The organism is Lysobacter sp. Soil_N_23 (genome assembly GCF_057656135.1).
This window is the reverse complement of the sequence record NZ_JBDGKY010000007.1, coordinates 17,602-31,773: the sequence shown is the minus strand read 5'-3', so window position 1 is coordinate 31,773 and position 14,172 is coordinate 17,602. Positions and strand designations below refer to the sequence as shown.

The following is a 14,172-nucleotide window of genomic DNA, read 5'->3' as shown; positions in this document are numbered from 1 at the left end:
GCTCAACTCCGCTGGAAGCACAGCAACGTGTTGAGAGTCGGGTCGTGGGCCTGCAGCAGGCGCGGACCGGTGAGCTCGAACCCGTGCCGCTTCAGGATCGCCACCCACTCGTCGATGGTGCGGAAGTGCCGGAGTTCGCGCGCGTTGGTTTCCCACGACACGCCCAGGCCGGCGTTGAACACCGCATGCGCCAGCGACACCAGCGCCCGCATGTGGTCGTCACCGACATCATGGTCGCGCACGATCAGCAGGCCACCGGGCTTGATCACGCGATGCAGCGATGCAATGAAGGCATCGAGCCGGTCCAGCGGTATGTGGTGGAGGCCGATGTAACAGGTCGCCAGCTCGATGCTGGTATCGGCCACGCTGGCTGCGATCGGCACGTAATCGTCCAGCGGTACGAACCGCCCCAGCTTGCGCAGGCGGCCACGTTCGACGATGTCCACCGGCGAGAAGCCGGGCGCGACGTCGTTGACCAGGACCAGGTCTCCCCGCAGGTCGAGGTGGCGGCGAAGGTCGCTGACATAGCGCCCTGTGCTGCCAATTTCCAGGTAGCCGTCGAAGCGTCGCCGCTGGCCCAGCAGCTCCAGGGTCTGCCGCGACATCTCGCGCTTCTGTCGCGACAGCGACGGAATCGCGTAGGTCAGCTCCGACAGGAACGGCTTGATCGACGGCAGGCGCGACTGCAATGCGCGATAGATCGGCTCATCGTGGCGCTGCGCCCGGGTCGATTCCTGGATCAGGTTGTGGAAGCGATCCTCCGGATAAAGACGATAGATGGTCTGCAGGAACCGGTAGAAGTCGTCGTTGCCACGCGTGTTGCCGTAGACGGCTTCGAAGTCGCCGAGGGGAATGCTGGAAGCCTGGTTCATCGGATGCTCGGGCGTGGCTGCGTAGTAGGTGTCCCACAACACGTTGCGCCAGCGGAAATCGGGGTCGACCCGGCGCTTGAGCGCGAACAGTTCGCTGGCGCGGGGATAGGCCCGGTGGAACTGCGCCGGCGTGGCGTGGGGCTGGTAGGGCAGGTAGTAGGTGCCGCCGCAATCGATGGCGGCATCGATCAGCTCACGCGTCCAGACCGCGACGCGGGCCTTAGCGTTCGCCCGCGTGCGCTGCTTGTAGTAGAGGACGAAGGCGAAGACTTCCTCGCGCGCCCAGGCCAGCATCGAGCCCGGGTCGGCGAAGGCATGGCGGACCGAGACGTTGACCATGTTGACGCGGTGGCGCTTGAGGATCTCCGCCATGCGCGGAACGAACTCGTCGAAGCGCGCGACCGGGACGAAGTATTCCTGCAGCACGTAGGTGCTGCGCTTGCGCGACTCCGGCTCGAGTTCGGCGACGTCGTAGCCGGCTTCGTAGTTGCGCCAGTGCACGGGTCGGGTCAGGTACAGCAGCGGATCGAGCAGGCGCTCGCGCCGCCACTTGCCGCCGATCGACTCGGTGAAGGCCCAGAAGAAATAGCGGTGCAGCGGGAAGTGCCGGCGCAACGGCTGCAGGCGCTGCGGCACGGTGACGGCGTTGCTGGTGCGTCGCCAGGTCACGGCGCGGACGCGCTGGAAATGCGGCGGGTAGAGATCGGCGTTGTGGAACACCGCGTCGACATCGCTGCGTACGCGCTCATGGAAGTACGCGGCATAGCGGCTGGTTGCCATGCAGGCATGCGTGCGCTGCACGCGGGCGTTGTCGGTCAGCTGCAAATCGGCTTCGACGATCACGCCCAGGCCGCCGTAGCCGCCGATGGCGCCATGAAACAGGTCGCTGTTCTTGTCCGCGCTGGCCTCGACCAGGTCGCCATTGGCCAGGACCATGCGGATCGAACGCACCGACAGGATCAGCGGGCCCAGGCCGACGTAGCGGCCGTGCACGTTCACGCTCAGCGAACCGCCGACGGTGAAGTTGGCGTAGGTCTGCATGATCTGGATCGACAGGTCATGCGGATCGATGAAGCGCTGGATGTCGCACCAGCGGCAACCGGCCTGGACGCGGATCACGCGGTCCTGCGGGCGGAACTCGAGCACGCAGTCGAGCGCGCGCATGTCCAGGTGCAGGCTGCCCGGGCTGGCGGTCTGCCCGCCCATGCTGAAATGGCCGCCGCCGACGGAGATCGGCCCGTCGGCGCGACGCACGGCCTCGCGTACTTCGTCGACGCTGGTAGGGGTCGCGACCGCCCACACCCGGACCGGGTTGAGCCGGGTCACGTCGTTGACGATGACCCCGGCGACGTCAGCCCGGTTCAATGGCCGCCACCTTCAGGTAGTCGCGGCCCACCGTCCGCGGATCCTCGCCGTACTGGTTGTCGCCGGCGGTGCCGCGCGCGAACAGCAGCAGAAAGGCCACCAGCAGCGGGCCGAGGACCGGCACCAGCAGCGCCAGCAGCCACGCAGGCGAACGGGCCTGGTCGTGCAGGCGCCGCACCGACAGCGACAGCAGGACCGCAAAGAAGGGTGGGTAGAGCACGAGCGTGCTGGCAGTACCCGCCACGCGCTCGAGAAAGACATAAAGGACGGCGAAAACCGTGCAGGCCACCACGGCCCGCCACAACAGGCTGCGCCGCCGCAGGCGGCCATGCCACCGGGTCCATCCCAGGATCCACTGCGTCATCGTCCCCAACTCCCTGCCAGGTGCCCCTTCCGGCCGGCTGAATACTAGGCATGCCGTCCCCCGGCCGGTCAATCGGCCGCTGCGATTTGCTGGCCGTCGCGGCCCGGCCATGGTCAAATGCGCACTGAAGCGGGGGTACCTGCGCCAGGTGGCGCCGGTTGAGACAGACCCTTCGAACCTGATGCGGTTGAGACCGCCGTAGGGAAGCTTCGCGACACCGCCACGGCCGCGGTGCGCGCCGCCGCTTCGTCCCGCCCCCATCCGGACGAACGCCATGAATGCAGTCCCCTCCGAACTTGTCCGCCAGGCTGAGCAGCTGTCGGCCGACGTCACCCGCCCGATCCCGGGCTCGCACAAGATCCACGTCGAAGGGTCGCGTCCGGACATCCGCGTGCCGATGCGCGAGATCGCGCTGGCGCGCACGCCGACCATGTTCGGCGGCGAGGACAACGCACCACTGGCGGTGTACGACACTTCCGGTGCCTACACCGACAGCAACGCGGTGATCGACCTTGCCCAGGGCCTGGCGCCGCTGCGCGCGCAATGGATCGCCGACCGCGGCGACACCGAAGCGCTCGCCGGCCTGTCCTCGGAGTTCGGCCGCAAGCGCGAACACGATCCCAGGCTCGATGCGGTGCGCTTCGGCAACCGTCCATTGCCGCGTCGCGCCATCGCCGGTGCCAATGTCACCCAGATGCATTACGCCCGCCGCGGCATCGTCACCCCCGAGATGGAGTTCATCGCGATCCGCGAGAACCAGCGCCTGGAGTCGATCCGAGAGGCGCACCTGCTGCGCCAGCACGCCGGCGAAACCTTCGGCGCCAACATCCAGAAGATCATCACGCCCGAGTTCGTGCGCGACGAAGTCGCCCGCGGCCGCGCCATCATCCCCAACAACATCAACCACCCGGAAAGCGAGCCGATGATCATCGGCCGCAACTTCCTGACCAAGGTCAACGCCAACATCGGCAATTCGGCGGTGTCCTCGGGCATCGCCGAGGAAGTGGAAAAGCTGGTGTGGTCGATGCGCTGGGGCGCCGACACGGTCATGGACCTGTCGACCGGCAAGCACATCCATGAAACGCGCGAGTGGATCATCCGCAACTCGCCGGTGCCGATCGGCACCGTGCCGATCTACCAGGCGCTGGAGAAAGTCGACGGCCGCGCCGAGGAGCTGACCTGGGAGATCTTCCGCGACACCCTGGTCGAGCAGGCAGAGCAGGGCGTGGACTACTTCACCATCCACGCCGGCGTGTTGCTGCGCTACGTGCCGCTGACCGCCAGGCGCGTCACCGGCATCGTCTCGCGCGGCGGTTCGATCCTGGCCAAGTGGTGCCTGGCGCACCACAAGGAGAATTTCCTCTACACCCACTTCGAGGACATCTGCGACATCATGAAGGCCTACGACGTGGCCTTCTCGCTCGGCGACGGCCTGCGTCCGGGCTCGATCGCCGATGCCAACGACGCCGCCCAGTTCGGCGAACTCGAGACCCTCGGCGAGCTGACCCGGATCGCCTGGAAGCACGACGTCCAGACCATGATCGAAGGCCCCGGCCACGTGCCGATGCAGCTGATCAAGGAGAACATGGACAAGCAGCTGCGCGAATGCGGCGAAGCGCCGTTCTACACGCTGGGGCCGCTGACCACCGACATCGCGCCGGGTTACGACCACATCACCAGCGCCATAGGCGCGGCGATGATCGGCTGGTTCGGCACGGCGATGCTTTGCTATGTCACGCCGAAGGAACACCTGGGCCTGCCCAACAAGCATGACGTGCGCGAAGGGCTGATGGCCTACAGGATCGCCGCGCACGCGGCCGACCTGGCCAAGGGCCATCCGGGCGCGCAGGCGCGCGACAACGCGATGAGCAAGGCGCGCTTCGAGTTCCGCTGGGAGGACCAGTTCAACCTCGGCCTGGATCCGGAACGTGCCCGCGAGTACCACGACGAGACGCTGCCCAAGGACGCCCACAAGGTCGCCCACTTCTGCTCGATGTGCGGTCCGCACTTCTGCTCGATGAAGATCACCCAGGACGTGCGCGACTACGCCAAGGAGCACGGCGTGGACGAACAGGCGGCGCTGGATGAAGGCATGGCCGAAAAGTCGGCCGAGTTCCTCGCCCAGGGCGCGCAGGTCTACCACAAGGCCTGATCGCCGCTCGCAGCCGTGCCGTCACCACGCGATGGCGGCACCACGCTGTAAAGGCACTCGATGGGCTACGCTCTGCCGCAATCACACGGACGGGGCAGGGCGAGATGGGCGAGACCCGCATGGGCTGGTTGCGCTGGCGCGTGAAGGCGCGGCGCAATCCATCGGCGTTCCTGCTCGCCGCGCAGCTGCTGAGCCTGGTGCTGTACCCGCTGTTCGACGAGATGCGTTCCGGTCGCGTGCTGTTCGGCGCGTTCGGCGTGGTGGTGATCGTGTTGGCCGTGCTGGTGGTGAACAACAGCCCGGCCAGGACCTGGATCGCCTGGGTGCTGGCGGCGCCGGCGTTGCTGCTGTCGGTGGTAGCCGTGGTCATCGACGACCACTCCCTCGTCACCATCTCCGCCGCACTGGAAGCACTGCTGTACCTCTACGCCGCCTGCAGCCTGATCGCCTACATGCTGGGCGATCACAAGGTCACCACCGACGAGCTGTTCGCCGCGGGCGCCACGTTTACGCTGCTCGCGTGGGGCTTTGCTTACGTCTACTTCGTTTGCCAGGCGCTGTATCCGGGCAGTTTCACCGGCGCGGTCAATCCCGATCAGCCGCGGCCCTGGCTGGAGTTGCTGTTCCTGAGTTTCACGACGCTGTCGGCCACCGGCCTGGGCGACATCCTGCCGCTGTCGTCGCCGGCGAGGGTGCTGGTGATGCTGGAGCAGTTCGCCGGCGTGGCCTACATCGCCGTCGTCGTGTCGCGCCTGATCGGGCTGACCATCCTGCGCAAGTAGCGCACTGGCGGTATTCGCCGGGGCAAAGACAAAAAAATCGCGCCGAAGCGCGAATGGTGGAACAGAGATTTCTGTAGGACGTCGGCGAGAGAGGGCCTGAAGCCACCCCGGATGAACGGGATTGAGCCTTTAAGACGTTAGAATGAGCACTCTGAGCAGTGCTATCCCCCACGCGCCCGGGCTGTTTGCCGGATCGGTCGATTGGACGGATCCGGACCGAACGGCACATGACGGCTGTTCAGCTTGCTGTTCACCATTCGGATCCATGCCCCGACCCACCGAGCCAATAACGCCGACCACGCCGTCCGACAGGATGCGCGTGGGCGACTGCATGGTGGATGTGCCGCTGCGCGAGATCCGTGCGCCGGGCAAGCGCCGGCCGCTGCGCATCACGCCCAAGTCGATGTCGGTGCTGCTGGTGCTCATCGAACAGGCCGGTCGTGTTGTCAGTCGCGACGCGCTGATGGCCGAAGTCTGGCCGGACACATTGCCGACCAACGACGTCGTCACCCAGGCCATCACCCAGTTGCGCAAGGCGTTCGACGACGAGCGCGGCAACCCGCGCTACATCGAGACCATCGCCAAGAACGGCTACCGCCTGCTGGCGCCGGTGGAATGGCAGTACTCGCACGATGACGCGCAGGCTTCGGCATCGGCGCAGGGCGACGATGCGCGCTGGGCCGACCCGTCGCGGACGACGGCCAAGTATCCGGCGATCGCACCGGCCGATCCGAGCGAACCGCTGGCGCCCGTGCCGTTCCCTGTCACCCAGTTGCCGCGCGGCAACTGGCGCTCGATCGCCGCGGTCGTCGGCACGGTGGCAGTGCTGGTGTCGGCCCTGTTGACCTGGGCGCTGGTTCGCGGCGGCGACGTGGCGCCCAGCGGTGCCGAGCCGGTCGCCCCGTCTATCTCGCACGGCCTGCGCAGCGAGCGGCCGTATCGCCTGATCACTTCGATGCCGGGCTTCGAACTGGCGCCGACCTTGTCGCCCGATGCCGGGATGGTCGCCTACGTGGCCATTCCCGAAGGCGAGCGCGGCACGTCGATCATGGTCCAGACCACCGAGCAGACGCAGCCACGCCTGCTGACCCGGCCGCCGGAAGGTGCCGACGACAGCGCTCCGGCCTGGTCGCCGGATGGGCGCTGGGTCGCTTTCATCCGCATCGCCGGCAATGCCTGCAGCATCCGGGTGGTCACCCCCAACGCCCGCGGCGAACACGAGGTCGGCAGCTGCGACTATCGCAATCCACCGACCTTCGACTGGACGCCCGACGGCAACGGCCTGGTGTTCGGCGGCGTGCCGGGCGATCGCGGCAGCCTTGGCCTGCGCCTGCTCGACCTCGACAGCGGCGGTTGGCGTGATCTGGTCTATGACCACGATTCCGACGACCTCGATTCCTCGCCGCGTTACTCGCCTGACGGCAACTGGATCGTGTTCGTGCGCAATGCGCCGCTGGGAGACTTCTGGCGGATTCCGGCCGCCGGCGGCAAGGCCGAGCGCCTCAGCCACCTGCGTGCCGACATGAAGGGGTGGGACTGGCTGGCGCAGGGTCAGGCCTTGTTGTTCAGCGCGATGATCGATGGCGACTACCGCATGTTCCGGCTTGACACCGGTTCCGGTGAGGTGCGCCCGATGGGGTTGGACGATGCGCAATCACCGGTGACGGCGCCCGCACGCCGGGCCATGGCCTTCGTCCAGCGCCGGCCGTACTTCGGCCTGTACCGGGTGGCGCTGGGTCACCCGGGTGCGGGCAGCGTGCACGTGGTCGAGCCGCTGTTCGCCTCGACCTCGCGCGACCTGCTGCCGACCATTGCCCCTGATGGACGCCAGCTCGCCTTCGTTTCCGACCGATCCGGCAGCAATGGCCTGTGGTGGGGCGACCTGACCCAGCCCGACACGCTGCGCATCATCACTGGCGTCCGCCCGGGCGGGCGCTACGCGCCATCCTGGTCCGCCGACAGCCAGCGCCTGCTGGTAACCGGAGTCGATGGCGGCAACCGCAGCGTCCTGCAGGAGGTCACTCCGGCCAGTGGTCGCGTCACCCGCCTGGACCTGCCCGAACCCGACCCCCTCCAGGCCCAGTACACGCCCGCCCCTGACCGCGTGCTGGTGCTGTCGGCCAACAGCGAAGGCCATCCGCAGTTGCGTCTGTACGATCGCAGCCAGAAGCCGTGGCGGTCGCTGGCGCGGATCGGTGGTGTCTCCAACTTCAAGGTCGACGCGGGTCGACGTCGGGTCCTGTTCACCCGCCTGACCGAAGGCGGACTGTGGCAGGTCGACCTGGACCTGACCGCCGCCAGCGTTGCCCGCATCGACGAGGCCGAGCCGACCTCCGACCGCTACCGCCTGTGGGCCGTCGCCCCCGACGGCGAGGTCCGCTACGTCGAGCAATTGCAGGGGTGTGCGGCCAGCCTGCGCCGGATCCTGCCGGCAGGCCCGGACGCTCCGGCCAGCTGCATGGACCAGACCCGACGCTCGGCCGTCAACGGTTTCAGCCTCGGCGGCCCGCGCGGTGATGTGGCTTACGTCGCACTTATCGAGTGGGACGGTGCCGATATCGGTTACATGGAGCTTCCGGAGGAACCGAAAGCCTTCATCCCCGGATGGATCAACTAACTGATGCAAAAGGGGAAGTTCCTTTCGGAACTCCTTCGGCAGAGCATTCGTTGCGAATTCGTATAAGTCTCCGCCAACTTTCCTGATGTAGACGCCCGTCTCAGGCAAATCCATTGACCATTCTCGGCACATGAGGTGGACTAAATGGAGCAAGTGCAATGGGCGGACCGCGGCCAGCTGCTGCAGCTCGACACGGCTGAAGGCGCGGTTCAGGGCGGCTGCATCGGTGTTTCCAGGTTGGGCAGCGTGCAGGTTGCCGGTGGCTTCTCGATCTGGGTGCAGTTGCACGGCAGCTCGTGGGTCGAGGCCAAGGAGGGCAAGTTCCGGCTGCGCCGCGGTGACTGGATCGCCTTCGAGAAGGACTCCAAGCCGACCGTCCAGGCCGACCGTTTCGGCATCTGCATGGGTCTCACCCTTTCCGGAGATGCTCTCCGCGAAATGACCCGGTTCGCCGACCGTGGTCTGTACGCCGGCCGCGGCAACATGTCGCGACGCGACGCACGCATCGCCCTGCGCCTGTGGCGCGAGGCCGCCGCGCGCCTGGCCGAGAACCCCTCGGCGATGTTCGACGCCGCCGCGCTGCGGCCGATCCTGCTGCACCTGGCCGGCGTCCAGCGCGAACTGGCCGCGCGCATTCCGCGTTGCCCGGGCCGCTCGCGTAGCCGCAAGCGCCAGGTGTTCGGCCGCCTCCAGCGCGCCCGCCTGTACCTGGAAGGCAATTGCGACCGGGTGGTCCGCATCAGCGAGCTGGCCGAGCTGACCAGCTTCTCCAGCTGGTACTTCTCCAAGACGTTCCACAGTCTCTATGAGGAAAGCCCGCAGGCGGCCTCGGCGCGGATGCGCCTGGAGCATGCGGCCGACCTGCTGACCAGCACCTCGATGATGATCGGCGAAGTCGCCGCTGCCAGCGGCTTCGACAACTGCTGCAGCTTCGCGCGCGCTTTCCGTGCCCGCTTCGGCGAGTCGGCGACCCGCTACCGCGGTGCGGCCGCAGCCACCCGGGCTGCATCGCCGAAGGCCATCGCCGCGACCCGAAACAAGGCTGTCGAGCGCGCCGGCATCTGATCCAAGTAGCCGCTGGCCACTATCTCGCCGCTGGCCGGGCGAGGTAGTGCGCATTGCCCACGCGCGGCAGTGCCCTCAAGGGCACATTCAGCAAAGTCTCTCAGCGCTAGCCGCAAAGCGGTGGAGCGCACCGGAACGTAAGTTTGATGGGCGTTTAACACGCTCATAACAGTTATCTGGAGAGAGATAAATGAACCATCGCAATCTGCGCACCGCGATGCGCGTCGGCATGCTGCCGGCCGGCATCGCGATCGCATTGGCGCCGGCGTTTGCCAGCGCGCAGGAAGCTGCCGCCGAGCAGCAGGGTGCCACCACCCTGGACCGCATCGAGGTCACCGGCTCGCGCATCCGCGGCGCCGACATGGAAACGCAGCAGCCGATCATCACGCTGAGTCGCCAGGACATCGAGAAGCAGGGCTTCACGTCGGTTGCCGACATCCTGCAGAACCTGACCTCGGCCGGTTCCCCGGCGATCTCGCGCTCCGATGCCCTGGCTTCGGGCGAGAACGTCGGTGGTTACTACATCGACATCCGTAACCTGGGCGCACAGCGCACCCTGATCCTGGTCAACGGCAAGCGCCTTGGCGCGACGACCTCGGGCCTGCAGGACCTGAGCCAGATCCCGATGGCTTCGATCGACCGCATCGAAGTGCTGAAGGACGGCGCCTCGGCGATCTACGGTTCCGACGCCATCGCCGGCGTCGTCAACGTCATCACCCGCAAGCGCTACGAAGGTGCCGAAGCCAGCGCTTACCTCGGCCAGTACGGCGAAGGCGACGGCGACACGCAGCAGTACTCCTTCACCGTCGGCTCGTCCGGCGACCGTGGCGGCGTCACGCTGTCGGTCGAGTACAACAAGCAGGAGCCGGTGTTCGCTGGCGACCGCGAGTTCAGCAAGTACGGCAACGCCGGTCCGGGTTACCCGGGTTCGGGCTGGAGCCCGGTGAGCCAGAACGGCGGTTGGTTCGGTCCGTGCGGTCCGGGCGGCGACGAGGATCTGTGCACGCTCAATCCGGGCGGCAATCCGAACAACCCGGCCGACTACCACCCCATCACCGAGGCGGAATACGCCAACTCCAACCAGCAGATGATGCTGTACACCGGTATCGAGCGTCGTTCGGTGTTCGCCAACGCGAACTACGACATCACCGACAACATCACCTTCAACGCCGACATCCTCTACAACCACCGCTCGACCGACCAGCAGATCGCCGGTTACCCGTACCAGTCGGGTTCGTTCGAGCAGGTGCTGTCGGGTAGCAGCGCGTTCAACCCGACCCCGGGCACCGACGTCGACTTCGTCCGCCGCCTCTGGGAAGTGCCGCGTACCACCAAGAGCGACCTTGAGACCTACCGCTTCGCCGGTGGCTTCAACGGCTACTTCGAGCTTGGCGGCCGTGGTTGGGACTGGGACGTCGGCGCGCTGATGAACCGCAACAACGTGACCAAGCGCGGTCACGGCGACGCCAGCCTGATCGCGACCGAACAGGCCCTGGGCCCGTCGTTCATCAACGCCGACGGCGTCGCCCAGTGCGGCACGTCTGCTTCTCCGATCGGCCTGGATGCATGCCTCCCGTGGAACCCGCTGCTGCCTTACGGCGTCAGCGGCCAGGGCGCGCTGTCGGATCCGGCGCTGCAGAAGTTCCTGTTCCCGTACTACACCGACACCGGCACCACCCGTACCACCAGCTACACGGCCAACGTTTCCGGTGGTCTGTTCGACCTGCCGGCCGGCGAAGTGGGCATGGCGCTGGGTTTCGAGCACCGCCAGGAGCAGGGCCGCTTCGTTCCTGACGCGTTCAACCAGTCCGGCCAGAGCACCGGCCTGGTGGCCTCGACGACCGAAGGCGAGTACTCGCTGGACGAAGTCTATGTCGAGCTGAACGTACCGCTGCTGTCCGACGTCGCCTTCGCCAAGGAGTTGACGGTGAACGTTGCAGGTCGCTACTCCGACTACAGCAACTTCGGCGACACCACCAACGGCAAGTTCGGCTTCACCTGGCGCCCGATCGACGAACTGCTCGTCCGCGGCACCTGGGCCGAAGGCTTCCGCGCCCCGACCATCGAAGACCTGTACGGCGGCACCGGCTCGAGCTTCGAGTCGTACACCGATCCGTGCGGCACCGGTGCGGTCAACAGCGTCAACGGCAATGCCGCCTGTAACGCTGCCGGCGTGCCGCTGGGCTTCGTGCAGCTGGGCCAGGGCCTGCGTCCGTGCTCCACCTACCCGTGCGCAACGCCGGACCAGTTCTTCACCGGTTCCAACCCGAACCTGCTGCCGGAAACCTCGACCAGCAAGACCGCCGGTCTGGTGTGGAGCCCGCGCTGGGTCGAGGGTCTGGACATCTCGCTCGACTGGTACAGCTACAAGATCGAGAACATGATCATCTCCGACGGCGTCGACCGCATCCTGCGCGACTGCTACGTCCTGGGTAACGCCGATCGCTGCAATGGCATCGAGCGTGCCGGCGATGGTCACATCACCAACCTGTTCTTCGGCCTGGCCAACCTCGGCCAGATGGAGACGGAAGGCTGGGATCTGGGCGTGAAGTATCGTCTGCCGGAACTGTCGTTCGGCAAGTTCACGATCGACTGGCAGTCGTCCTACGTCAGCAAGTACGACGAAGCCGGCGAGAACGGCGACGGCGATCCGATCACCATCGGTCGCGTCGGCGAGCCGGGCATCTTCCGCCTGCGTTCGAATGTCGGTCTGAACTGGGAGCTGGGCGATTTCGGCGTGTCCTACATGGCCCGTTACTACTCGGGCATGGAAGAGGCCTGCGTGCCGAACCGCCCCTGCACCGAGCCGGACCACTACGCAAACGGCGAGGCGGACGCGATCCGCAAGGTCGGTTCCAACACGTTCCACGATCTGCAGTTCAACTGGCAGGCACCGTGGAATGCGACGGTGGCGGTCGGTGCGAACAACGTGTTCGATCACCAGGGTCCGATCATGTTCTCCAACTCCGCTGCTCGCGGCAGCGACTTCCCGTACTACGGCGCGTTCGACATCGGCCGCTTCGTGTACCTGAAGTACCAGCAGCGCTTCTGATAGGCTCAAACGCAACACGCAACACCACTACGGCCCCGCGAGGGGCCGTAGTTTTTTGCGGCGGCGGGCCGATCCGGGCACCCCGCCGGCGGCGGCCGCGGACGCTACAATGGCGACCGACTTCCGGCCGGATCCGCGATGAAACTGCAGGTGCCCTTCATCCAGCTGCCCCTGGCATTCGACGCCGGCGCCTTGGCGGCGGAGATCGCCGCGCTCGGCGAGGACGCCTGGCGACCGCATCCGCAGGGATTTGCAGGCAACTCGATGCTGCCGCTGGTGGCGGTCGATGGCGACCCGGGCGACGAAGCATTCGCCGGCCGCATGCGCCCCACGCCAGACCTGCTGCGTTGCCCATACCTGACACAGGTGATCGCCAGTCTCGGCGTGACGGCTGGCCGCAGCCGCCTGATGCGCCTGTCGGGCATGGCCGAAGTCACCCGCCATGCCGACCAGGGCTATTACTGGGCCGAGCGCGTGCGCGTGCACGTCCCGGTCGTGACCCAGCCGACGGTTCGCTTCGAATGCGGCGATGCGGCGATCAACATGGCCGCCGGGGAGTGCTGGATCTTCGATACCTGGCGCCAGCATCGCGTCCTCAACGACGCGGTCGAGTCGCGCGTGCACCTGGTCGTGGACACCGTCGGCGGTGGCGCGTTCTGGGACCTGGTCAACCGCGGTCGAACGCACAACGCGCCGCGCAGCGGCTGGCAACCGCATGACGTCCCGGTCCAGCCCGGCGTCGTTGCGCCATTTCCGTGCGAGTTGGTGAACGTCCCACGGGTGATGTCGCCGTGGGAACTCGATGGCCATCTCGGCCTGCTGCTGGCCGACGCCGTGCCGCACCCGAACCTGCCGCTGGTGCGGCAGATCGTCACGCGCTTTGCCCGCACGTGGCAGGGGCTCTGGTTCGAATACGGCGACGGACCGGATGGGCGGTCGAGCTACCGTGGAGTGCTGGAGCGCTTCACCGAGGAAGTCCGGGTGCCGAGCCAGGCAATGATGCTGAAGAACGAGCTGCACTGGTACACGGCGCTGCTGGCGCGCGTATGCCAGTTCGCGCTGGGGGTCGAGACGTCTCTGCCGGCGGGCGCCGCACGTCAACGCGAGGCCGGCGACAACGGCTAGTGAGCCGCGTGCGTGGCGGAAACGACCAAGGCCGCCCTGCGGCGGCCTTGATCGGGCACGCGTCCGGGCTCAGAAATTCGGCTTGTCTTCTTCCGACGTCGCGTTGTAGCGGGCGATCGCTTCATTGAGGATCGACTTTGCTTCGGCGGCATTGCCCCAGCCTTCGATCTTCACCCACTTGCCCTTCTCCAGGTCCTTGTAGTGCTCGAAGAAGTGGCCGATGCGGTCGAGCCAGTGCTGCGAGACCTGCTCGATGTCGGTGATGTGGGCGTAGCCGCCGAAGATCTTCGGCACCGGCACGGCAATCATCTTCTCGTCGCTGCCGGCCTCGTCGCTCATCTTCAGCACGCCGACCGGCACCGCACGGATGACCGAACCGGGCACCAGCGGCAGCGGCAGGATCACCAGCACGTCGGCCGGGTCGCCGTCGCCGCACAGGGTGTGGGGGACGTAGCCGTAGTTGCACGGGTAGCGCATCGGGGTGGACAGGATGCGGTCGACGAAGATCGCGCCCGAAGCCTTGTCGACTTCGTACTTGACCGGCTCGGCATCCTTGGGGATTTCGATGATGACGTTGATCTCATCCGGCGGGTTCTTGCCGGTGGGGACGAGGTCCAGACCCATGCGTTGCTCCAACTTCTGATGGCCGCGCCAGGACGGCGGGGCGGGGGATTTAGATAAGCGGCCGGGCATTTTACGCGGCCGGCTGCTGCGGCGCAGCAGTGGAGTGTTCAGCTTCGCCGCGGGGCTGCGGGGGCGGGCTCGAGCCCCTCTCCCG

9 protein-coding genes and 1 riboswitch are annotated in these 14,172 nt (G+C 66.8%); of the genes, 6 read left to right on the top strand and 3 right to left on the bottom strand.

Annotated features, from left to right (window positions below; all coding sequences use genetic code 11):
* Positions 1 to 2 precede the first annotated feature (2 nt).
* Entirely contained in the window at positions 3 to 2,237 is a 2,235-nt protein-coding gene (locus tag AC3A3X_RS07380) for an FAD-binding protein (RefSeq protein WP_487582381.1), read from the bottom strand.
* The gene (locus AC3A3X_RS07375) at positions 2,224 to 2,601 is read right to left on the bottom strand and encodes a DUF805 domain-containing protein (protein ID WP_487582380.1); all 378 of its coding nucleotides are present in this window, start codon (positions 2,599 to 2,601) and stop codon (positions 2,224 to 2,226) included. Before AC3A3X_RS07375 ends, AC3A3X_RS07380 begins: the two co-directional genes overlap by 14 nt.
* A gap of 121 nt (positions 2,602 to 2,722) precedes the next feature.
* Positions 2,723 to 2,824, top strand: a riboswitch (TPP riboswitch).
* A gap of 51 nt (positions 2,825 to 2,875) precedes the next feature.
* Between AC3A3X_RS07375 and thiC the strand changes: the two genes are divergently transcribed.
* The 6 genes from thiC (at position 2,876) to AC3A3X_RS07345 (ending at position 13,394) form a co-directional block, all read left to right on the top strand.
* On the top strand, positions 2,876 to 4,753 hold the full coding sequence (gene thiC, locus AC3A3X_RS07370) for a phosphomethylpyrimidine synthase ThiC (protein WP_487582379.1): 1,878 nt from the start codon (positions 2,876 to 2,878) through the stop codon (positions 4,751 to 4,753).
* 104 nt (positions 4,754 to 4,857) lie between these two features.
* A complete protein-coding gene (locus tag AC3A3X_RS07365; RefSeq protein WP_487582378.1) occupies positions 4,858 to 5,535 on the top strand; it encodes an ion channel in 678 nt (225 codons plus the stop codon).
* 265 nt (positions 5,536 to 5,800) lie between these two features.
* Positions 5,801 to 8,152, top strand: a complete 2,352-nt coding sequence (locus AC3A3X_RS07360) for a winged helix-turn-helix domain-containing protein (RefSeq protein WP_487582377.1) — start codon at positions 5,801 to 5,803, stop codon at positions 8,150 to 8,152.
* Between the two features lie 144 nt (positions 8,153 to 8,296).
* The gene (locus tag AC3A3X_RS07355; protein ID WP_487582376.1) at positions 8,297 to 9,217 is read left to right on the top strand and encodes a helix-turn-helix domain-containing protein; all 921 of its coding nucleotides are present in this window, start codon (positions 8,297 to 8,299) and stop codon (positions 9,215 to 9,217) included.
* A gap of 190 nt (positions 9,218 to 9,407) precedes the next feature.
* Positions 9,408 to 12,269 (top strand): TonB-dependent receptor plug domain-containing protein, encoded by a 2,862-nt coding sequence (locus tag AC3A3X_RS07350; RefSeq protein WP_487582375.1) that lies wholly within the window; start codon positions 9,408 to 9,410, stop codon positions 12,267 to 12,269.
* A 138-nt stretch (positions 12,270 to 12,407) separates the two neighbouring features.
* Positions 12,408 to 13,394 carry an aspartyl/asparaginyl beta-hydroxylase domain-containing protein gene (locus AC3A3X_RS07345; RefSeq protein ID WP_487582374.1) on the top strand — a complete coding sequence of 329 codons (987 nt, stop codon included), beginning with the start codon at positions 12,408 to 12,410 and terminating at the stop codon, positions 13,392 to 13,394.
* 69 nt (positions 13,395 to 13,463) lie between these two features.
* Here the strand turns inward: AC3A3X_RS07345 and ppa are convergent, their stop codons facing one another.
* Positions 13,464 to 14,018, bottom strand: a complete 555-nt coding sequence (ppa, locus tag AC3A3X_RS07340) for an inorganic diphosphatase (RefSeq protein WP_487582373.1) — start codon at positions 14,016 to 14,018, stop codon at positions 13,464 to 13,466.
* Between the last annotated feature and the right edge of the window lie 154 nt (positions 14,019 to 14,172).

Bases quoted from the DNA above. Each gene is read 5' to 3' on its own strand.
- AC3A3X_RS07375 (WP_487582380.1), bottom strand. From the start codon at position 2,601: ATGACGCAGTGGATCCTGGGATGGACCCGGTGGCATGGCCGCCTGCGG.
- thiC (WP_487582379.1), top strand. From the start codon at position 2,876: ATGAATGCAGTCCCCTCCGAACTTGTCCGCCAGGCTGAGCAGCTGTCG.
- AC3A3X_RS07365 (WP_487582378.1), top strand. From the start codon at position 4,858: ATGGGCGAGACCCGCATGGGCTGGTTGCGCTGGCGCGTGAAGGCGCGG.
- AC3A3X_RS07360 (WP_487582377.1), top strand. From the start codon at position 5,801: ATGCCCCGACCCACCGAGCCAATAACGCCGACCACGCCGTCCGACAGG.
- AC3A3X_RS07355 (WP_487582376.1), top strand. From the start codon at position 8,297: ATGGAGCAAGTGCAATGGGCGGACCGCGGCCAGCTGCTGCAGCTCGAC.
- AC3A3X_RS07350 (WP_487582375.1), top strand. From the start codon at position 9,408: ATGAACCATCGCAATCTGCGCACCGCGATGCGCGTCGGCATGCTGCCG.
- AC3A3X_RS07345 (WP_487582374.1), top strand. From the start codon at position 12,408: ATGAAACTGCAGGTGCCCTTCATCCAGCTGCCCCTGGCATTCGACGCC.
- ppa (WP_487582373.1), bottom strand. From the start codon at position 14,018: ATGGGTCTGGACCTCGTCCCCACCGGCAAGAACCCGCCGGATGAGATC.